Origin of the sequence: Psychrobacillus soli (genome assembly GCF_006861775.1) — a bacterium.
Taxonomy (GTDB): domain Bacteria; phylum Bacillota; class Bacilli; order Bacillales_A; family Planococcaceae; genus Psychrobacillus; species Psychrobacillus soli.
This window is the reverse complement of record NZ_VDGG01000004.1, coordinates 1-21,943: the sequence shown is the minus strand read 5'-3', so window position 1 is coordinate 21,943 and position 21,943 is coordinate 1. Positions and strand designations below refer to the sequence as shown.

Below are 21,943 nucleotides of genomic sequence, written 5' to 3'. Positions count from 1 at the left end.
CTTTTCTTACTGCTGCACTTTGTTATCCACTTCTATATTTTTCACTTTTCTGATAATAGTAGAGGCATTAACTTCTAAAATTTTCGCCATTTTTCTATAGGAAATATGCTGTGTACTAAGCAGTTGAATTAGTTCTTTTTCAACTTCCATCACCGCTTGTTTTAATGGGATGATTTTATTGACCACAACTGATTTTTGTAATTCCTGCTGTTTATCCTCTAAGTAATACACCAACTGCTCCTTACTAAGGATAGTATTTGGCCAAGTGACAACAAATTGCTCTAGGCATTCTTGAATGTCTAGCAAATTACGCTTCCATTTTGTAGAAACGATAAAATCTAGTGCATCTTCAGTCAATATAATTTCTCGATTATATTTCTCTCGTAATAGACTTACAAATTGTTGGACAATCAATTTAACATCATCTGTTCTCGTACCTAAAGCTGGAGTGGTAACCGTCATCGCATTTACTAAATAATACAATCGTTCACTAAAAGCATGCGGTCCATCAAATGTTATTTCTTTACTGACAGAAGCTATAAATCTAACGTCTACTTTTGATCCAGACTGTTCCTTAGATTGTTGCATAATTAGATTTGCTAATTGCTCTTGTAGTGTAAAAGGTAGATAATCCATGTTTTTTATATACACGATGCCACCTTCTACTGTTCGTAATAAGCGCAAAAACTGATGCGGTTCTCCTACTAATACCTTTTTCAATTCAGCATAGCTTTTTCCCTGACAATCAATTTCTATAAAAAGTGCTCCATTTCGATCACTGTTTTGCATAATTTCTCTTGCTAACTTGGAACGCCCCGTGCCAATCTCTCCTTTAATAAGAACCGGTGCACTTACTTTAGCAATTTTTTGTATTTCGTTTGCAATTTCTTTCATTTCTATATTCTGATGTATATATGGTATTGATTGCTCCATATATAGCAAATTCTTTAACGTTTTTTTCATCTGTGTCATTTGATGTTGAGCTACTCTATTAGCCGTAATATCCCTTACTCGCACGATGATTTTTTGAGTAGTTTCTTCTTCGAATATAGGCTCAAATTGAAAGTGACATATTACTCCTTGCCCAATCGTTCCTTCATAATGCCTTATTTGCTTTGATCGAACTACATCGTTTATAGTTTGAAAAAAGATTTCCATTTGATTTTTATCATTTATAATGGACAAATACAGTTGTTGGAATTGATTATTTTTTCGTAAAATATTGCCGGAAACATCTACAATCGCGATGCCATTTTCGCTATTCCCCATTAAAGCCTCATTTTCTTTTACAAGTTCTCGCACAGTATCTAGCTCCGATGATAACTTTTCTATTTTCGAAATGTCATCGAAAACTCCGACTGCACCAACAAGTTGCTTCCCATCAAAAATAGGCTCCCGGTACGAGATATACCATCTTTTTCGTACTTTATACTTCTCCACATGCCCTTGCCCGTCTTGTAATACTTGCAACAGACCTTCCGGAGGCACGATATCTGTTATAAATTGACCAATCGCTTTTTCTCTTGGTACGCCTGAAATTTTTTCTCCAGCTGGATTTATCATCGTCACATTACCTTCAATATTGACTGCCATAATGCCACTAGGAACTGCATTAAATATCGTATTGAAATGGTATAGTTCGAATTGTTGCTTTTTCACTACAGATGCAAGATAACTTTGTTGATCAATGACACCGACAATTTCCCTGCCTTTTCGTAAAATATACAATTCTATATTTTGCGGCATGTCCTTAATAGAAGTAGGTTCACCGTCAAAGATTTCGAATTTTTTATTGAGCACTTTTGTTAATGGCATTAGTGATTCAATATCTTCTACATAGTCAAATCCTATTTCATAACAATGTTTCAGTAACTCGGTACTAGAGAAAAAACCTTCTATTTTGCCTAGCCGATTCAAAACAATACCGTATTCATATTGTTGTTCCATAAAATCTTTCATGACTATATGTAATGAATGCATCGTCGTTTTGTAAACACCGACTGGTTGAACCGAAATGGATGTTTCCATTTTCCCACCTACTTTCAATTGTTGCATTTTTGCAACACATTTTTCGTTATATGTATAGTTTATTTTTTTATTATTCTGTCGTTTGTCGCATTACAACAACAGTAGCATAAAGATTTTTATGTATCAATTTCACTCGGTGCATCAATCACACTTTATTCGCGGCAAAAGTAAAACTATATAATATTAGCAAAGTTTTATTTGTTGCTTTATTGCAACGATATTATTAAGGGTGGTATTTTATCGGCTTTTCTATAAAATGTATGGAGTTTATTATTTTCTAAATGATATTGTAATATATTAAATTATTTTGTAATTTTCTTAATATTTTGTATTATGCATTCTGTTTGGAGTTCTTTTTTCATTGGAATTATTTTCTATTATTTGTTGTAATACGGCTAAGGGAAACCAACTTGGTCACGAAAGCAACCATTTTCTCCCGATAAGCAACAGAATTTTGCGTGAAAGCAACCAATTTCGCAACAAGAGCAACTAAAAGGGCTACCTCTATGTGAGATAGCCCTTTTCGATCAATTTATTTCTTCAAAATACGTTCCAAAATGCAATTTTGCTTCTTCGATTCGATTATTTGCTATACCAAGTAGCACAGAAGTTGCTGGGCCGGCAGATTTCCCAGTGTCCCAATTACTAAGCTCACAATGCAAACCGAGTCGCTTGCATTCCCCTGCTATTCCAGTGGAACCTACTGGCCAAACTCGCTGTACGAACCCGCTATTTACGCCGTCCGAAATCTTCTTCATGTTTGCAGTTTTCTCAGACTCTGTCATTACTTCTTCACCGACACACGGCATTCCGTATACATACCAAGTATAGTTTTCAGCACTCGTAACTTGCCTTTCACCAATCATTGTTACAGCCATTGCCGATTGTAGTGTTTCCATGTTGGATTCCGTGCTGCCAGTAATCTCTGGACAAGGCTGATTTATTTCTCCAAACAATTTCTCCATGCCGGCCACATACTTATTCCAGCTTTTATTGCCAGAAAAGTTATGAATGACAATAGAAACCGGATATGCTCCAGCTGCCCACTGCTCCATCAGTGCAACCCTACCTGCAAAATAGGCAACAACTTCGTCTGACACCTGAACGACATCCGCCTCTTTCTCACCGATCGCTGCGGAGTTATCCGTTGTTAATACGAGATCATTTGGCAGTAAAACAGCGTTACGCATGGTTTTTCACTCTTACCATTACTCGCTCTAAAACTGGAGACACGATTATGGCTATTCCAGCATTCAACACAGTCGCTATTGTAATTCCCGGTAATGTAGCTACAAAAAATGCCGGTGATATAATCCAGTAAAACGGAAGCGTTGCAAGCACACTATTCGCAACGATAAAAAATACCCATTTAAGTATATTTCGCCCTGCCTGATGGAGCTTCGTATACACAAATAAAATCAAAAACATTTCCGCAGCAATGACAATATGCAATGGTCCAAATGGAAATCCCACATACAAAGAGGAAGATAAATGGCCGATTAAAGATGCTGCCCCCGCATAAACAGGCGGCAAAAATGCAGCTGATAGAAGTGAAGGTACTGTATCGAGTGCCGCACTATTTATCCCTACTGGAATTTTAATAAATGCTCCTATTGCTGATAGAGCTGCAAACATTGCTGCAAGTGTAAGTAAACGAAGCTTCACCTTACTTACTCCTCCTCTTTTTTAACGCTTCCTACGTTTTTGAATACTTTTGCACTGCGCACATATTCCACATCCGAAACATTCAATCGCGCATTAACCGCTCGTGCCGCTGCAAATAAATAATCGGATAAACGGTTTAAATAGCGTTGCACAACTGCTGGTACTTCCTCTTCAGCTTTCGTTAATGTGACTACTTGACGTTCTGCGCGTCTTGTAATGGTGCGCGCGATATGAAGTGTTGCAGCTGCTGGTGTTCCACCAGGTAAGATGAAACGTTCTAACACTGGACCTTCTTCTACTAACACATCAATTCGTTTTTCCATTGCTTCGATTGGTTCGTCTGTCATTTTATAGACGCGGCGATTCGATACATTTGCAAGATCTCCACCACAATCAAATAGCTCATGTTGAATTGTTTCTAAGTCTTCTAGAATATCCGCAAAAATAGCTGGGTCTAATTCTGTTACAGCTTTTCCGATAAATGAATTTAACTCATCAATTGTTCCATAAGCTTCTACACGGATATTGTCCTTGTCTGTTCTTCCCCCTATTAATCCTGTTTTCCCTTTATCCCCTGTTTTTGTATAAATTTTCATCTCCACACATCTCCCTTTATTGTTTGTGCAATTCCGTACCAAATTCGTGTAATACTTTCTGCCTTTGTAAACAGTTGTTGATAAAATCGACCGACGTCATCTCTTAGCTTGCGCCTACTAGCTTCCATCGGTACGATTCCACGACCAATTTCCGTTGCAATTATTACTACTTCCGCTTGTTCATCCCATAATTCAAGCATTTCGAGTAACTCTGCACTCTTCGGTTCTAGCAAATTTTCTACCCCAAAAATAACTACTACATCTGTCTGTGGCGATAATACTAGCGTATCTGTTTCCGCATTTAGCCACTGAACGTTTCGTCCCTGAACGAATTGCTCTACATACGCTCGTTTTCCATTAAATGCTCCACCGAAAATGACGTGCATCGCTTTCCCTCCAGTACGTCTCGTTTATTTATCCATTGTAACTCGTAACTACAGCCATGCGGTACATCCCAATCCCAAAAACTTTTTTCGACATTTGCAAACTTTGTCAATAAAAAGCGAATGGGACCCCCGTGCGTCATAATTACTGGTTGCGATAGTTCTTCCACTGCTTCATAAAATGCTTGCAACACGCGTGCTTCCATTTGTTCCAGTGACTCCCCGTTCGGAGGTGCAAGCTTTCGTGGATTGTCAAGCCATTTACTATATAAACTATCTTCTTTTAATTCATTATATGTTTTTTGTTCCCATTCACCAAAGGAGCATTCCCGGAAATTTGCATTTTCCTTATAAGGAATTCCACTAAAAACTTGCGCTGCTGTTTGTTTGCAACGTACTAAATCGCTGCCGATAATTTGTTTCATTGTTAGTGGTCGATTTTTGGTTTTGATGCCTTCCATAATCGGTTCGTCTGTCCAGCCGATATACTTTTTTTCCAAGTTCCCTTGTGTTGGTAAATGCCTTACGAGAGTAATAGTAAAAGGGTTAGCCATAATACCACCTCCGAAACTTCCACACTCGCCCCAAGTAAATCACCAGTAACTCCGCCGAAATTCCTTAATATCCATCCTCGAAATAAACAAATAAACCCAAACAACACTACCGCAAATGTAACGGCAATCAGCCAATCTGTCTGCCATCCTACTACCGCAACGCCAATTAAAAAATGACAGGCAGCCACAATCAGTACAACATTTCCATTCATTTTTTGCTTAAAAAAATAAGCAAGTCCACTCGTTTTCGCACTATTTGTTAAAGAAAACAATGTTGCTAAAGTTATTCTAGAAAAATAAGGGATTAATAAAATAAAAATCCACTGAAATGATTCCACAGCAAGCACTTCAGACACAATAATCACTTTTCCAACAATTAGTAACACAACAGCCATTACGCCAAATGCGCCGACTCTCGGATCATCTAATATGTCGAAACGCTTTAATCGATCTTTATAAGAAAAAAACGCATCCGACGTGTCGATAAACCCATCCATATGCAGACCACCGGAGAGTAAAATGCCAAGCAGTACAATGCTAAATCCCGTCATGAGTGGGCTCCAATTGAAGTAAAGCAGCAAACATGCAACTGCTCCTAGAAGAGCTCCTAGAAAAGGAAACATACTGTACATTCCAGTAATTGACCGTCTTTCCATCGGCAAGTTTTTATGAACCGGAATAATCGTAAAAAATTGAAGCGCTAATAATAAACTGTTCACTTCTTCCCCCCATCTAAAATGGATATAATCTTATCCCATTTCACATGGTTTTTAAAATGGCTCGCCCAATCTTCTATTTGTTCATCCGATGCGGAATGCTCGGTTTTCGCTTCGCCGTCTTCTTCCTCTAATTCATTTGAAAAATAAGGAACGACTCCGATTACATCTATCCCTGTATACGATTCGATGAAGTCGATTCCTTCTTGAAATAAAGATATGTCTCCCCGAAACTTATTAATAATAATTCCTTGTACTCGAGCTTTTTGCGCTTCTGGTAATAGTGCAAGTGTGCCAACGATGGATGCAAATACTCCGCCGTATTCAATGTTTGCAACTAGTAAAACCGGAACATCCGCCAAATCGGCAACTCGCATATTCACTAATTCTCTATCTCGCAAATTTACTTCTACAGGACTGCCAGCACCTTCTAAAATTAAGTATTCATTGGATTCGGCTAGTGTCCTTAAACTGTTTGCAATCAGCTTTTGACCTTCTTCAAAAAACTGTTCCCTATACTGCATTCCATTCATTTTACTTAACTTTTTTCCAAGGATAATGATGTCAGATTCCATATTTCCTACTGGTTTTAGTAATATTGGATTCATTTCTGCAGTGTAAGGGGTTCTTGCAGCTCTCGCTTGTAACGATTGGGAAACACTTATTTCCAATCCGCTTTCTGTATGTATGCTCAATGTAGACATATTTTGTGATTTAAAAGGGGCCACTTGTTTCCCTTCATTGGCTAGTAGCCTGCAAATTGCTGTGCATACTAAACTCTTTCCTACGCTAGAAGCGGTTCCTTGCACCATTAAGCCTTTCATCTGCACCCCTCATTTCCACTGACGACCTAAGCCATATTCCATTTCGAAAGCATGATCCGCTTTCTCCACTAGCTTTTGGTGGATTCGTCCTATCCATTTTTGATAGTATACCGTGTCTTCATAGTCAGATAAAGGTTCGTCTAACACTTCATTTGACACGATAACGAGCACTTGTACTTTTTCTAACAACTTGTCAATTGCCTCATATAATTGCTTTTCTACTTGCTCCATATGACCTTCATATAATTCATTCGCAAGCCAAGTCGTAACACAATCCCAAAGGATGGCATCCCCTTCCTTGACTTTCGGAATGATTTGCTCGAAATGTCTCGGTTGCTCGAATGTTGTCCACTCGACAGGATAGTTTCTCCGGTCGTCTTTGTGTCGTTCAATACGCTCCTTCATTTCCCCGTCTACTGCAATGCCGGAAGCGACATACACATTTCGTTTTGCTTGCTCATTCATAACATATTGTTCAGCAAAGCTACTTTTCCCACTTCGCACACCTCCTGTTATGAAGACAAGTTTTCCTCGAACCATGCGGTCATCTCCTTTTGTAAATGCTCCATTTGCGGCTTTTCTTTCATCCCTACACGAAACCATTTTCCGTCAAGCCCTTTAAAATTTTCAGTGTGGCGAAGGACGCAACCTTTTGCTAATAAATATGTAAAAAATGCTTTCGAACGTGTTGCATCTGGTAATTGGAAACAGATAAAGTTAGTCGTAGACGGTAATACAATGCAGTTCCACTTTTCTAGAAATACCGTCATTTGCTCTCGCATTTCTTTGGCAAAAGTAATAGCCTGATTGCGGTATGCTTCTTCCTGTAAACACTCTGCACCAATTGCTGTAGCAATCGCATTACTATTCCATTGGGGCATGCTCGATCGGATGTCGTTTACAATTTGTTCACTTGCTACTGCATAACCAAGACGCAAACCAGGAATCGCATACATTTTCGTCATGGAGCGTACGATGATAACGTTCGGAAAATCTTTCAAATAAGGAATAAATGATTCGTTTTCATCGATAAAGTCGAGAAATGCTTCATCTAAAATCACTTCACACTTATATCTTTTCGCATATTCCGCTATTTGCTTAATTGTTTCTAAAGGTATTAAATAGCCGGTCGGATTATTTGGTCTACAAATATAAATTACTTCTGCAAACTCTACTTCATCGAATACTTCGTCCAAAGATAGTTCTCCAGTTGCCATTATTTCTTTTATGTACACATTGTAAGGAGCTAGTGTTGCTTCGTATTCTGAAAAAGTCGGATGAATCAGCACTGCACGTTTGTTTTCATATCGTTTTGCAAGAGCAGCAAATAGTTCGGCGGCACCGTTTCCAACAAGGACGTTACTTACTGATACATTGTGATACTTTGCGGCTGCTGATCGAAAAGGTTCTCCATTAGGATCTGGGTATTTGGTGATTAACCCCGCATAGGTAGACCATCTTTCCTTTACAAATGCTGGAGGACCTAATGGATTTACATTTTCACTAAAGTCTATAACCACTTCCGGCATTTCAATTCCTAGTCGTTCATATACGTGATGCGCATTTGCACCGTGATTAGGTAAGACCAAATAAAATTCCTCCAATGACCATCATCCACAGCCAAAATAGAAAGACAGCTGTATGCAAATGCGAGATGGTACTTAGTATATGGTTTGGCGATAAAGGAACTTCTCCAATTCCCATGCGTGCTCGGTTAGAAATAACTCCTTTATATGTGTTAATCCCTCCGAGTTGAATGCCTAGCTGGTACGCTGTCGCCGCTTCTAAATAGCCACTATTTGGACTTGGATGCTTCTTCGCATCCTGCCACCAGCCCTTCATGCGCTTGCCAAAAGGTATCATACTTTCTTTTTTGCCCCAAAGCATCATAATATAGCCTGTCAAACGGCTAGGTATATAGTTTGCAATATCATCGAGCTTGGCAGAGGCAAATCCGAAATCCTCGTATTGCTCATTTTTATATCCAACCATTGAATCGAGCGTATTGATCGCTTTATACGCCCAAAGACCAGGTGCACCAGCAAAAATAAAAGCATAAAAAAGCGGAGCCGTAACACCGTCACTAATATTCTCGGATACTGTTTCTACAACGCCACGTGTAATTTCTTGTTCATCTAACTGCTCCGTATCTCTTCCAACAATCCACGATAACTTTTGTCTAGCAGCAGGTAAATCATTTGCAACTAACGGTTTATACACATCCATTGCCGCTTCTTTTAAACTTTTTTGCGCAAGTCCCAAGGCAATTAACATACTTTCCACTATTATCCCAACCCACATATGAATGGAATAGGCACTTACTAAAAGTGATATCGCGACAGAGAATGTTATTCCTACAACGATAAAAACGAGTAGAAATCCTTTTGCTTTGCGTGCCCTACCTTTATTCAACCAAGTGGTTAGTTTGGAAATAAGTGTACCAATAAATCGAACGGGATGTGGCCAGTTTGGCGGGTCACCGATTATTCGGTCCAGGATAAGCCCTATCGCTATAGCGATTATATGTGGACCCATTGCTATTCCCAACCTTTAGCTTTTTTATAAATTTGAATTGCTTCGACTGTGCATTCGTACACACCAAGTCCGATTTTTTTGCCGATTTCCGTAATTGGACCTGCGTATGGAATATGCTTCCCTTGTTGCGTTGCTGCAACTAATACGCTGTCCGTTGAGGTTCCCGTAGCGATTGTGCCGGTACGAGGATCCTTGACTTGCTCAAATGCGAGCGCTTTCGTTTTCGCTTCCGTTGCGGTAATGACTGCCTGTATAAACGCTTCTTCCGCTAGTTCTCCATTTACAATAATCCATGTGTTAATCGTGCCGATTGCCGGGAATGCCTCTACTTCATAAGCTTTGGACACATCTACTGCATTACCAACACCTGCTGTCACCATAACGACGACGGAACCAAAATCAGCTTCATATTCTTTAATGATCGCATCTTTCGTATAAACGGCTGTCATCATTCCTACCGTTTCCGTTTCGGAATAACCCCGATTGGCTAGATATTGCTGCATTTCTGTTTGTGCGTTGTCAATATTATAGCGGGCATCTACTCTTCGATTCACAAACGTTCGATACCAACCAGTGCCGGCATTTATGACTGCGGAAGACCATGTTTTTAATTGATTTTCTGCTTGGAAAACAACTAATTCATCTGTTACTTGGAAGTTTTCTATTGTGATCAGCTGCTCATTACGCTTCTCTTTTACATCCGGAAGTATGGTAATTTGTGGCTTTGGACGCTCTGGATGCGGGTTTGTGCTTACGCGAGCTTTATACACCGTTTCGATTTGCTCTTTCATTACTACTTCATGCGGTGCACCAATTATTTTTACTTCGCCTTGATCCATTAATAGTAGTCTGTCACAGTATAGCGATGCGAGATTTATATCGTGAAATATACTTACTATCGTTATGCCGTTTTCATTAGCTTGCGTTTTAATCGTATCGAGTAATTGTTTTTGATGTGCAATATCTAAATGGTTCGTCGGTTCATCGAGTAGTAGTATGGGCGCTGCCTGTGCGAGTGCTTGCGCTACAAATACACGCTGTTGTTCCCCACCGGACAATAAGTCCAGCATTTGATGTTCGTATCTTTCTATCCCCATTTGTTTCATCGCCTCTACAACAGCCGTTTCATCTTCGTCCGACCAAGAGGAAAACAAGCCACTTTGGTGAGGGTACCGACCGAGTGCGATCGTATCTCTTACGGTATGAGAAAAAGCATGACTATGTAGTTGTGGAAGAACCGCCATTTTTTTCGCCAGCTCTTTCGATGAATACGCCGTTAACGATTTCCCATCTATTAGCACATCTCCAGATTCCTTATGCAGTATTCCACTAATTACTTTTAACAACGTGGACTTGCCACTCCCGTTAGGTCCAAGAATTCCAAGCATTTCCCCTTTTTCAACATGAAAGGAGACATTTTTGACAATCAATTGGCGATCATATCCACCTGAAACATTTTCCACTTTTAACATATTAAATGCCTCCTTTTTTTCGTTGTCTAAAGAAAATAAATGCAAAAACAGGAGCCCCGATAAACGCTGTAATAACACCGATCGGCAGTTCCGTTGGCGCAATAATCGTTCGAGACACTAAATCACAGATGATTAATAACGCCGCCCCATTAATAAAGCTAAGTGGCAATACATGGCGATTGTCCGAGCCAAATAAAAGCCTCGTCATATGCGGAACGACAAGTCCTACAAACCCGATTGTCCCCGATACCGCAACCGCTGTACCAGTAAGCATAGAGCCACCGATTAAAATCATCATTTTTCGTTTTTTAACGTTGACACCTAAATGCTGTGCTCGTTCTTCTCCAAACAGCATCGCATTTAACTCTCTTCTGTTTAACCACAATAAAAGCGTACCAATGAATATAAAAGGGAGAGCCATTTGCACAAAACTCCAACCGCGCATCGATACGCTACCGAGAAGCCAGCTAATAATTTGACGTAGCTCTTCCCCAGTGAGTGCAATCATTAATGAAATAACCGAACCTAAAAAAGAGCTGAAAATAATCCCAGTCAAAATGATTGTTTCCATTTTCATCGCACGATCGACTAGTTTTGCAAAAGAAATGACAAGAAACATCGTCACTATTGCACCAATCATACTGAAAACTGGTAACGTGAATATCCCTAAAAAGGGTACCGAAATACCGAAAAAGAGCGTAGTCACGGCGCCTACTGAGGCACCGGACGACACTCCTAACGTATAAGGATCGGCAAGCGGATTTTTTAACAACCCTTGAAACGCAGCACCTGCGATGGCTAGTGATGCACCAACTAACCCTGCAAGCACAACACGTGGCATGCGAATTTTCCAAACGATATTCGACGCGATTGCATCTGCTCCCGTATCCCATAAAGTGCTGATCGGTACCTTAACGGATCCGACCGATACACCAAGCCAAATTGCAACTAATAGCGCAGCAATCGACAAGATGTAGCCGATCAAGGCTTTACTCACTAAATACCTCAGGGTAAATTGCCTTCGCGATTTCTTCTAATCCTTCTGCAAGACGTGGACCTGTACGACTCGTTAAGTTTTCATCTACTTGTACTACAGCATCATTTTGAACCGCAGTAACCGTATCGAAACCATCACGCGCTTTGACGCTATCTACAATTCCATCTACATAGCTATACATAACAATGATTACGTCCGGGTTACGACTAACAATTTCTTCTGGCGACATTATAAACCAGCCTTCTTGATCTGCTGCGATATTTTCTGCATTCACCATGTCTAAAATCTCTTGCATGAATGTTCCTTTACCAGGTGTATAAATATCAGGAACATCCGAAGTTTCTACAAATACTGTTTTCTTCGCTTCTACTTTTGCTACTTTTTCTTTTACTTCTTCTACTTTTGCTTTCATATCTTCTACAATTTTTTGTGCTTCTTCTAATTTCCCTGTAGCACGACCAATTTGTTCGATTGTTGTATATGTTTCATTGAAATCTGCTGCATTTTTCACGACGAATACTTTCACACCAGCATCACGGATTTGTTGTAATCCAGCTTCGCCCATGCCTAGGCCTGACTCATGCGCAAATACGATTTCTGGATTCATCGATACAATTTTCTCCACGTTGAATTCCTGTCCACCAATTTTCTCTTTTTCTAGCGCTTCTTCTGGATAGTTATCATAGTCATTTACACCAACGATTTCTTCATTTAACCCAAGCGCAAATAAAATTTCTGTATTACTTGGAATCATGGAAACGATTGTTTTTGGTGCTTCTTCCAAGGTTATTTCATTGCCAACTGCATCTGTTAATGTTACCGGAAATGCTGCTTCTTCTACCGTTGCTTGTTGTTCTTGTTGTGCATTGCCGTTAGTTTCGACAGGTGTTTCTTCTTTTTGACCACATCCTACTAAAAGTAATACTGCTAAAGCGGATGTCATCCATAATTGCCATAATTTCTTCATGTTCTTTTCCCCCATTTTTTGTGCAATTAAAAATCTCTCGTCCAATGAACGAGAGATAGAATAGGTATAAATCTGCTAGGTTTGCAATATGCCAAGCCGACTCACACGTAACCTATCCTCGTAGGCATAAAAGTGTTTTCACATAAAGGCAGGTTTTCTGACTTATGATAGTGTTCTATCATTTACAGTGGCGGGACCGTGCTGGATTTGAACCAGCTTCCCTTTTAACTTGCTAGGTTAGTAGCAAGCACCTTTATTTTCGAAATATTTTGCATGCATCGATTTAATTATACATGAAATGGCATTGTTGTCGACAGGGATTTTTTTAGCACCAATTATGGGAAAAAGTAGCGTTTTCCAACTAAGGCGTCCATTTTTCCAACTAAATGCTCTAAAATTCCAACTAAACATCCGAGAATTCCAACTAAAACATGAATTTTTCCAACAAAACACTTTTTTCCATCAAAAAACACTCCGACCGTGGTCGAAGTGTTCCATATTACATTTTTTCCGGAGCGGCTACACCGATTAAACGAAGGGCATTCGCGATTGTTTGGCGAGCCGATGTTACTAATGCTAGACGAGCGCCAGTTAGAGCGACGTTGTCTGTATCGAGTACTTTATCCGCATTATAGAAACTGTGGAATGTTGCAGCAAGCTCTTGGATATAAGTTGCGACACGGTGAGGTGCACGAAGTTTTGCAGCATCTGCTACGACTTGTGGGAAGTCACCAATTTTTTTCAATAAGTCTAATTCTTTTTCACTTTGCAATAATTCCAGTGAATCTGTTGATGTTTTTAGCTCTTGCGTTTCAGCTGAACGTAAAATCGAACAAATACGTGCATGTGCATATTGTGCATAGTACACTGGGTTTTCATTCGACTGAGAGACAGCCAAGTCTAAATCGAAGTCCATATGGGAATCGCCTGAACGCATACCGAAGAAATAACGAACTGCGTCTAACCCTACTTCCTCTACAAGTTCACGCATCGTAACTGCTTTACCAGTACGTTTACTCATTTTCATTTTTTCGCCGTCTTTATATAACTGCACCATTTGAATCACAGATACTTCAAGTTTCTCACGCTCGTACCCAAGTGCTTCAATTGCCGCTTTCATACGTGGGATATATCCGTGGTGGTCTGCTCCCCAAATATTAATCAGTTGGTCGAAGCCACGTACTAATTTATCTTCATGGTAAGCAATGTCTGGTAATAAATACGTGAAAGAGCCGTCGCTTTTGATCAATACACGATCTTTGTCATCGCCAAATGTTGTAGAACGGAACCAAGTAGCTCCTTCTTCTTCGAAAATATGGCCATTTGCTTTTAATTTGTCTAGTGCTACTTCAATTTTTCCATCTTCGTATAAAGAAGTTTCAGAGAACCAATTATCAAAGCCTACACGGAAATCCGCTAAGTCTTTTTGTAATTTCGCAAGTTCTACTTTTAAACCATGTGCACGGAATGCTTTGTAGCGCTCTTCGTCTGACATTTGAACAAATTTATCACCATGCTCTTTTACAAGATCCGCTGCAATATCGATAATATCTTGCCCGCGATATCCGTCTTCCGGCATTTCTTTCTCTAAACCTAATGCTTCAAAATAGCGAACTTCAATAGACACCGCTAAGTTGTGGATTTGGTTACCAGCATCATTAATATAATATTCACGTGCTACATCGAAGCCTGCAAAATCAAGTACATTACATAAAGAATCCCCTACAGATGCACCGCGAGCATGACCTAAATGCAAGTCACCCGTTGGATTTGCAGATACGAACTCGACTTGAACTTTTTCACCAGCACCTGATTTTGTACGACCATAATCGGCTTGTTCCGTAAGTACTGCTTTAATTACTTCTTGTAAATAATCTTTACGCACTGTAATATTCATAAACCCTGGACCGGCGATATCGATTTTTTCCATCATCGTGCCTGCCATATCTAAGTTTTCAACGATCGAATCCGCAATTTGACGAGGATTTTTTTTCGCAAGCTTTGTTAGTTGCATTGCAATATTTGTTGCGTAGTCCCCATTTGCTTTATCTTTCGGTGTTTCTAAATGGATAGCTGGAATCTGTTCTTCTGCTACTAATTCTGCCTTTACAATTGCTTGTTGCAACGCTGTTTTGATCGATTGTTGCACTTTTTCTACTGCGTTCATTTAATCCGCCTCCGTGTAAATTAGTTCTAATGTATATGTACCTGCAATTTCTTCATTTATTAAGAGTTCATACTCCACTCGGAAATGACCATCTTCGAAATTGAGTTGCTTCGTATTTGTAGTGATCATCATTACGCCATACCCTGGATCATAGCTTCCTGTTTGACGTTCTCCTTGTACGAATGGCAGTCTCATTTTTACTCCACCACTTCGGAGAATTAAAGCAGAATCACTATTTAACTTGACGGTAGTTTTGACCGTTTTTTCATTTTGCATTTCTTCGTAAACTAAATAAGGTTGTTCCCCTTTTATCGTTAGTTCACCTGTCGTTTGTATGTCGAAAGTTTCTGCTGCAGTATCGGGATGTTTAATCGTGGATAATAAGCGGACAGTGACTGTTTTTTTTATTGGTTGAGACATTGCGTTCATCCTTAACACATTTTTTATCAATTTCGCCTTGGCGTAATTGCGTCCAGATTTTGAATTGTGCTTGCACAATTCACTCCTCTCAAAATCTGTGACATCCGCCGGAGGCATTATTAATAAGATTCAGTGTTTCTCCAACTGAGTCTTATTAATATAACCTTTTTATTATAAAGCTAAAAGCGTGTGAATGACAACTAAACATAAGCAAAACCTAAAAAAACGTGATGCCCTAAAAAGGACATCACGTTTCCAAATTATTTTACCCAGCCCAAAATCATTTCACGTAGTAGCTTTGAAGCAGTATTAGCTGTTTGCTCCTGCGCAAGCTCGTCGCAGTAACATTTAATATTCGCTTTCTATTTCACCCAGCCTAGAATCATTTCTCTTAGTAGCTTCGATGCAGTGTTTGCTGTTTGCTCCTGCGCAAGCTCGTCGCAGTAACATTAAATATTCGCTTTCTATTTCACCCAGCCTAGAATCATTTCTCTTAGTAGCTTCGATGCAGTATTAGCTGTTTGCTCCGATGAATCGTAAATCGGTGCAACTTCTACTAAATCGAATCCTACTACATTTACGCCTGAACTTGCAATCGCATGGATAGAAGCTAGTAGCTCGCGGCTTGTAATTCCACCACAATCTACTGTTCCAGTACCTGGTGCATGTGCAGGGTCTAACACGTCAATATCAATCGTGACATAGACAGGACGACCTTCGAGTGTTGGCAGTACTTCTTTTAATGGTTCTAATACTTCAAATTTTGAAATATGCATGCCATTTTCTTTTGCCCAATCGAACTCTTCTTTCATTCCAGAACGGATTCCAAATGAATAAACGTTTTTCGGACCGATGTATTCGGCAATTTTACGAATTGGCGTCGAGTGAGAAAGTGGCTCTCCCTCATATTCCACACGTAAATCCGTATGCGCATCCATATGAATGATTGCTAGGTCCTTATAGTTGTCTGCCACTGTTTTCATAACCGGCCATGACACTAAATGCTCTCCGCCCATGCCGACCGGAATTTTTCCGTCTTGCATTAACTGGCGAATAAATCCTGCGATTAAATCTAAACTTTTCGATGCATTTCCAAAAGGAAGTGGAATGTCTCCTGCATCAAAATAATTTACATCATCTAGCTCACGGTCTAAGTACGGGCTATACTCCTCTAGACCAATCGATACTTCACGAATACGCTGCGGGCCAAAGCGTGAACCTGGACGGTAGCTTACTGTCCAGTCCATTGGCATCCCATAAATAACTGCTTGCGCTTCTTCGTAATTTTGCTTGCTTTTAATAAATACATTTCCTGAATAAGCTTCATCAAATCGCATCGGCTTACTCTCCTGCTAAGTCCTTCACAAATTTAGGCAATACGAATGCTGCTTTGTGAAGCTCTTTTGTGTAATATTTTGTGTCAATTTCATGGAACTGCTCGTCAGGAACTTGAAGTGGATCGTATTTTTTCGATCCAATTGTAAAGCACCAAAGTCCACTTGGATACGTAGGAATATTCGCTAAGTACATATTTGTAATAGGGAAAATCTCTTTCACGTCTTTTTGTACTTGTCGGATTAAGTCCGCTTTGAACCAAGGGTTGTCCGATTGTGCAACGAATAATCCATCTTCTTTCAAAGCTTTTGAAATCCCAGCATAGAAACCTTTAGTAAATAAGTTAACCGCTGGACCTACTGGTTCTGTTGAATCTACCATGATTACATCGTATTCGTTCTCAGATTCAGCAATATGCATGAAACCGTCGCCTACTTGTACATCGACACGTGGATTTTCTAATTCACATGCAATTTCTGGTAAATATATTTTCGAATACTCAATAACTTTCCCATCTATATCAACAAGAGTTGCTTTTTTAACTTTCGGATGCTTCATAATTTCACGAATTACGCCACCATCTCCGCCACCAACAACTAATACGTTTTCCGGGTTTGGGTGAGTGAATAAAGGAACGTGCGCTACCATTTCATGGTATACGAACTCATCTTTTTGAGACGTCATGACCATGCCGTCTAAAAAGAGCATATTCCCCCACTCTTCTGTTTCTGCCATTTCTAATAGTTGAAAATCTGTTTGCTCCGTATGAAGTGTACGTTTTACCTTCATCGTAATTCCAAAATTCTCGGTTTGTTTTTCAGTAAACCAAAATCCGCTCATCTATCTATCTCCTTTGTGAATACGTTTGTATATAGTGTATCAAAAAAATAATACAAAGAAAGTATAGAGCTTTTTTACAAAAGTGCAATACTTTTTTCTTTTTCCGTTTAATTTGAATCTATTGTTCTCATACTAATGAAAACATCCAAGCAGGACGGAGGAGATTTTTATGGGGCGTGTACAATACCGAAAGAAAACCACTCGATCTAAACGTATGAAAAGAGTTTTTTTATTAAGTATCGTAGCTTGCTTTGCTTTGATTGGTGCACTTGTAACGCTCCGAGTTTACGCTCAAATCGTTGGTGCACCTATTATTCAAGTGCCTATTTCTTCCGTCTTTTTAGACGACCAAGGAAATGTAATTGGTGATCGATTTGAAGACCAGAGGCGTTATTGGGTTTCACTAGAGGACATTTCTCCATTCGTGCCTCAAGCGATTATTGCTGTAGAAGATCAGGAATTTTATGAGCATCATGGGTTTGATTATACGCGAATTGCTTCTGCACTTTTAAAGGATATAAAGGCGATGCGAAAAGTAGAAGGTGCAAGTACAATTACCCAACAATACGCACGAAATTTATTTTTGACGCATGAAAAATCTTGGACTCGGAAGATAAATGAAGCCTTGTATGCTTACCGGCTAGAAATTTTTTATGAAAAAGATGAATTGCTCGAAGGATTTTTGAATACAGTCTATTTCGGACATGGCATGTACGGTGTAGAAGCCGCAAGCCGGTATTATTTTGGAAAAAGTGCAAAAGATTTAACGCTTGCAGAATCCGCTTTATTGATGGGAATTCCAAAAGGACCTACTTATTACTCACCTTTAGCAGATGAAGAAAAAGCGGTAAACCGCCAACAACTTATTTTAAAATTAATGGAAAATCAACAATTTATAACTGCAGAACAACGAGAGCGTGCTGTGAAAGAGCAATATGTCTTGAAAACAGAAGACTCGCTTGTAAAGAAAAAAGCAGCTCCTTACTTTTTAGAAGAGGTTTGGAAAGAAGCAACCAGTATCATTCAGAAAAAGGGTCGGCGAATTGAAGATGGCGGATGGACAATTGAAACAACTTTGAACAGAAATCATCAACAAGTAGCTGAAGAAGTTATTGAAAAGTGGATGCCTGAAGGCGAGTTACAAATTGGCTTTGTTAGTATAGAACCGAAAACGGGATACGTTACAGCAATGGTTGGCGGTCGTAATTTTAGTGAAAGTCCATTTAATCGCGTAACGCAAGCAAAAAGACAACCAGGTTCAACGATTAAACCTTTATTGTTTGCTTCCGCTTTAGAAAATGGATTCACTCCCCTGACATATATGAAAAGTGAACGTACTATTTTCACGTATGATAATGGGCGCCAAGAATATGAACCGAAAAATGTAAACGGTGAATTTGCGGAACATCCGATATCGATGGCACAAGCACTTGCCATTTCGGATAATATTTATGCTGTTAAAACGCTTGAACAAATTGGGTATAAGCCATTCGAGCAGCTGATTGAAAGATTCAATGTTCAGATGGATGTCGACGATACTCCGGCGACAGCGCTCGGTACATCGGAGGCTTCTTTATTAGACATGACCAAAGCATATAACGCGATTTCCGCAAAGGGAATCCTGAGAGAACCAACTTATATTACGAAAATTACCGATAATAATGGCAAAGTGCTTTATGACTTGGAGAAAGATAAAAGGAAAGATAAAAAAGTGTTGCTAGAACAAGATGCATTCTTGCTATCTCATTTACTAACCGGTATGTTCGATCCAATTTTTAATGATTACTCACCTGCAACTGGCATCAGTATTCGCGCAAAGCAAACAAGACCATATGCAGCAAAATCAGGAACGACCATTTCCGATCAATATTTAATCGGCTTCTCCCCTCAATTGACTGCGGGAGTTTGGAATGGCTATGACCAAGGGAAACAAGTGAGTGAAGCAGAGGCAAGACAAGTAACGAAACAAGTGTGGATTGAATTTATGGAGAAATCTCATCAAGGTTTACCGTCAGAACCATTCATCGCTCCTCCAGGTGTTCGCGGAGTTATTGTTGATATTGAAACAGGAGGTATTGCTACTTCCGCTTGTAAAAAACAACGACTTGTCTATTTAAAAGAGGAGGATGTCCCAACTAAACTATGCACGGATCCAACTTTGAAGCAACAAACATTCGAGGATGGATCAGATGAAGATACAACACCATGGTCTATTTTCCCGTTTTCGTTTTTTGGGGAATGATTGGAAATAGATGGCTTAGGGCAACCAAATGAGGACGAAAGCAACCAGTTTCTCGGGGTGAGCAACCAGTTCCGTGGCCAAAGCAACCAATTTGTCACGGAGAGCAACCAATTCTCTTTGTAAAGAGTTAACTTGAATGTGACATACGAACAATTGGAAATAAACGGCTTAGGGTAACCAAATGAGGATGAAAGCAACCAATTTCTCGGGGTGAGCAACCAATTCCGTTGCCAAAGCAATCAATTTACCACCGAGAGCAACCAATTCTCTTTGTGAAGAGTTAACTTGAATGTGAAATACGCACAGTTGGAAATAAACGGATTAGGGCAACCAATTGAGGATGAAAGCAACCAGTTTCTCGGGGTGAGCAACCAGTTCCGCTGCCAAAGCAATCAATTTGCCACCGAGAGCAACCAATTCTCTTTATAAAGAGTTAACTTGACTGTGAAATACGCAGAGTTTGAAATAAACGGCTTAGGGCAACCAAATGAGGATGAAAGCAACTAGTTTCTCGGGGTGAGCAACCAGTTCCGCTGCCAAAGCAATCAATTTGCCACTGAGAGCAACCAATTTCCCGGCCAAAGCAACCAAAACAAAAATAAAAAGCTTTCTACTACCTAAAAAAGGTAATAGAAAGCTTTTTCTTAGTGTTGCGTTCTGCCAAAAGTATGTAATTACAGGATTGGGTTGTCACAATGATTACATTTTCCTAACCTACTTACGACTACTAAGTGTCCTAGCATTACTGTGAAGTAAGCTTTAAGTAAATTGTACTGTCTTTTCAGTTTGAATTCAACCTCATAAAGCAATTATCCCTAATTGCTACTGTTTAATTAGAAGTTACGTGTAAGTCATTATGCAGCTGTGCTTCGCTACGCTCCCACATTTCGAGGTTATGCGTTTGTAGAAAATTACTTAAAATATTTTTGGAACGATCATCCATAAAATCTACCATAATGTGGCGTTTCATTGATTTGTCCATTCGGTTTACATGGTCCGCAAGTAATTTGTAACCGCGGCGTTTTTCACGATTGACCACCATTTCGCATGCTGTAACCCCTGCATAATACGGCCCTTCTGCTTTATAATCGATTGTCACCCAAACTAGCCAATATGGTTTTCCACCTTCAGAGTCTTCTCGGTTCGTCGTAAACTTGATTCCTCTTTCTGTGTCACTTCTCGCATGCATCGCCCCAATTTCAATTCTTGCAATGTCTTCTTCGACATCGATAATAACTGGTGACACATTCTCTAAAGATAGAGAACCAATTCCAAATCCTTTATGTCCATCAGTTGGATCATTTTTTATAATGGTGAAGCCGATTTTTTGTTTTGGTTTTTCTTCATTTGCCATTCGAAAGTTCCCTCCGTTCTGTTATGATACTAGTATACAGAAAATTTCACTAAAGGAGGAAATGAAATGCCATACGTAACAGTAAAAATGCTAGAAGGTCGTACAGAAGAACAAAAAAGAGCTTTAGTAGAGAAAGTAACGGCTGCAGTATCAGAAACAGTAAATGCACCTGTTGAAAATGTTGTCGTATTTATCGAGGACATGCCGAAAAATCATTACGCAGTTGCTGGAAAATTATTTAGCGATAAATAATTACTAGTTTGGAAAGGTGTTTTTCTCTCTCGTAACGGGGGAAGACGCCTTTTTTTATTGTCGAGTTCAAGATCACTTTTCTATAATAAAAGCGCTAAAGCGTCTGTGTCGGGCTCGAGAGAATGATGAATGGAATGACGCACATAATTTGGATACTGCGACGTAGTGAGTTGAATAAAGTGTTCGCTGGGATTTTCGCTGCAGGGCGGGCGCTTTCCGTGGGGTGAGCGATGAGCCTTCCCCGCCCGCTTGAGCGTTCGTTGTGAAGTCTCATTTTGCTCATTTGATCCCACTGGAGTCGCCGCCCTGAAGCGAAAATCCATGGAGATTGCTTACTGGTGAGAATCAACAGTAATCAGATACGACTTACTAAATCCAATAAATGGATGAATTAGACTAAATACGCTGTGAACACGACCATACATACCCTCGAAGACGACAAAGCCTATCCCGAACGCGACAAAACCAAACCAACTGATACTCTGCGACGCATTATCCCTATAATGTGTCACAATTATTGGCGTCTCTCTACAAGTAAACTTGCTATTTGGAGAAATGGTTGCTTTCACTGGCAATTTAGTTGCTCTCGTGCTGAT

At 39.7% G+C, this 21,943-nt stretch carries 21 protein-coding genes and 1 riboswitch; of the genes, 2 read left to right on the top strand and 19 right to left on the bottom strand.

Annotated features, from left to right (window positions below):
• Positions 1-6 precede the first annotated feature (6 nt).
• From FG383_RS02650 to speE, 18 genes are all read right to left on the bottom strand, one after another.
• The gene (locus tag FG383_RS02650) at positions 7-2,055 is read right to left on the bottom strand and encodes a sigma 54-interacting transcriptional regulator (RefSeq protein WP_142605304.1); all 2,049 of its coding nucleotides are present in this window, start codon (positions 2,053-2,055) and stop codon (positions 7-9) included.
• Positions 2,056-2,555: 500 nt separating this feature from the next.
• On the bottom strand, positions 2,556-3,218 hold the full coding sequence (locus tag FG383_RS02645) for a hypothetical protein (RefSeq protein ID WP_142605303.1): 663 nt from the start codon (positions 3,216-3,218) through the stop codon (positions 2,556-2,558).
• Complete coding sequence (locus FG383_RS02640) at positions 3,211-3,693, bottom strand: ECF transporter S component (protein WP_142605302.1); 483 nt, start codon at positions 3,691-3,693, stop codon at positions 3,211-3,213. Before FG383_RS02640 ends, FG383_RS02645 begins: the two co-directional genes overlap by 8 nt.
• Positions 3,694-3,698: 5 nt before the next feature.
• Positions 3,699-4,289: a cob(I)yrinic acid a,c-diamide adenosyltransferase gene (locus FG383_RS02635; RefSeq protein WP_142605301.1), complete on the bottom strand. Its 591-nt coding sequence runs from the start codon at positions 4,287-4,289 to the stop codon at positions 3,699-3,701.
• Positions 4,286-4,675, bottom strand: coding sequence for a bifunctional adenosylcobinamide kinase/adenosylcobinamide-phosphate guanylyltransferase (locus tag FG383_RS02630; protein ID WP_142605300.1), 390 nt, complete (start codon positions 4,673-4,675; stop codon positions 4,286-4,288). Before FG383_RS02630 ends, FG383_RS02635 begins: the two co-directional genes overlap by 4 nt.
• Positions 4,627-5,226, bottom strand: coding sequence for a histidine phosphatase family protein (locus tag FG383_RS02625; RefSeq protein ID WP_142605299.1), 600 nt, complete (start codon positions 5,224-5,226; stop codon positions 4,627-4,629). Before FG383_RS02625 ends, FG383_RS02630 begins: the two co-directional genes overlap by 49 nt.
• Positions 5,196-5,945 (bottom strand): adenosylcobinamide-GDP ribazoletransferase, encoded by a 750-nt coding sequence (gene cobS, locus FG383_RS02620; RefSeq protein WP_142605298.1) that lies wholly within the window; start codon positions 5,943-5,945, stop codon positions 5,196-5,198. The genes FG383_RS02625 and cobS overlap by 31 nt, the downstream gene beginning before the upstream one ends.
• A complete protein-coding gene (locus FG383_RS02615; protein WP_142605297.1) occupies positions 5,942-6,766 on the bottom strand; it encodes a cobyric acid synthase in 825 nt (274 codons plus the stop codon). Before FG383_RS02615 ends, cobS begins: the two co-directional genes overlap by 4 nt.
• A 9-nt stretch (positions 6,767-6,775) precedes the next feature.
• Entirely contained in the window at positions 6,776-7,306 is a 531-nt protein-coding gene (locus FG383_RS02610; protein ID WP_142605296.1) for a bifunctional adenosylcobinamide kinase/adenosylcobinamide-phosphate guanylyltransferase, read from the bottom strand.
• Positions 7,279-8,355 (bottom strand): pyridoxal phosphate-dependent aminotransferase, encoded by a 1,077-nt coding sequence (locus FG383_RS02605; RefSeq protein WP_142605295.1) that lies wholly within the window; start codon positions 8,353-8,355, stop codon positions 7,279-7,281. Before FG383_RS02605 ends, FG383_RS02610 begins: the two co-directional genes overlap by 28 nt.
• Positions 8,342-9,301 carry an adenosylcobinamide-phosphate synthase CbiB gene (gene cbiB, locus FG383_RS02600; protein WP_142605294.1) on the bottom strand — a complete coding sequence of 320 codons (960 nt, stop codon included), beginning with the start codon at positions 9,299-9,301 and terminating at the stop codon, positions 8,342-8,344. The genes FG383_RS02605 and cbiB overlap by 14 nt, the downstream gene beginning before the upstream one ends.
• 2 nt (positions 9,302-9,303) lie before the next feature.
• Positions 9,304-10,773 carry an adenosylcobinamide amidohydrolase gene (locus FG383_RS02595; RefSeq protein WP_142605293.1) on the bottom strand — a complete coding sequence of 490 codons (1,470 nt, stop codon included), beginning with the start codon at positions 10,771-10,773 and terminating at the stop codon, positions 9,304-9,306.
• 1 nt (position 10,774) lies between these two features.
• The gene (locus tag FG383_RS02590) at positions 10,775-11,758 is read right to left on the bottom strand and encodes a FecCD family ABC transporter permease (RefSeq protein ID WP_425467616.1); all 984 of its coding nucleotides are present in this window, start codon (positions 11,756-11,758) and stop codon (positions 10,775-10,777) included.
• A 4-nt stretch (positions 11,759-11,762) separates the two neighbouring features.
• Complete coding sequence (locus FG383_RS02585; protein ID WP_142605291.1) at positions 11,763-12,737, bottom strand: ABC transporter substrate-binding protein; 975 nt, start codon at positions 12,735-12,737, stop codon at positions 11,763-11,765.
• Between the two features lie 130 nt (positions 12,738-12,867).
• A riboswitch (cobalamin riboswitch) is annotated at positions 12,868-13,007 on the bottom strand.
• A 229-nt stretch (positions 13,008-13,236) separates the two neighbouring features.
• Positions 13,237-14,904 carry an arginine--tRNA ligase gene (gene argS, locus FG383_RS02580; RefSeq protein WP_142605290.1) on the bottom strand — a complete coding sequence of 556 codons (1,668 nt, stop codon included), beginning with the start codon at positions 14,902-14,904 and terminating at the stop codon, positions 13,237-13,239.
• Positions 14,905-15,324, bottom strand: coding sequence for a YwiB family protein (locus FG383_RS02575; RefSeq protein ID WP_246096821.1), 420 nt, complete (start codon positions 15,322-15,324; stop codon positions 14,905-14,907).
• Positions 15,325-15,788: 464 nt separating this feature from the next.
• The gene (speB, locus tag FG383_RS02570; protein ID WP_142605289.1) at positions 15,789-16,661 is read right to left on the bottom strand and encodes an agmatinase; all 873 of its coding nucleotides are present in this window, start codon (positions 16,659-16,661) and stop codon (positions 15,789-15,791) included.
• A gap of 4 nt (positions 16,662-16,665) precedes the next feature.
• Entirely contained in the window at positions 16,666-17,499 is an 834-nt protein-coding gene (gene speE / locus FG383_RS02565) for a spermidine synthase (RefSeq protein ID WP_142605288.1), read from the bottom strand.
• A gap of 169 nt (positions 17,500-17,668) precedes the next feature.
• Between speE and FG383_RS02560 the strand changes: the two genes are divergently transcribed.
• Complete coding sequence (locus tag FG383_RS02560) at positions 17,669-19,741, top strand: transglycosylase domain-containing protein (RefSeq protein ID WP_142605287.1); 2,073 nt, start codon at positions 17,669-17,671, stop codon at positions 19,739-19,741.
• Positions 19,742-20,570: 829 nt separating this feature from the next.
• On the opposite strand, the gene FG383_RS02555 is transcribed toward FG383_RS02560, so the two are convergent.
• Complete coding sequence (locus FG383_RS02555) at positions 20,571-21,095, bottom strand: YwhD family protein (RefSeq protein ID WP_142605286.1); 525 nt, start codon at positions 21,093-21,095, stop codon at positions 20,571-20,573.
• A 66-nt stretch (positions 21,096-21,161) separates the two neighbouring features.
• Between FG383_RS02555 and FG383_RS02550 the strand changes: the two genes are divergently transcribed.
• Positions 21,162-21,347, top strand: coding sequence for a 2-hydroxymuconate tautomerase (locus FG383_RS02550; protein ID WP_142605285.1), 186 nt, complete (start codon positions 21,162-21,164; stop codon positions 21,345-21,347).
• The last annotated feature ends 596 nt before the right edge of the window (positions 21,348-21,943 follow it).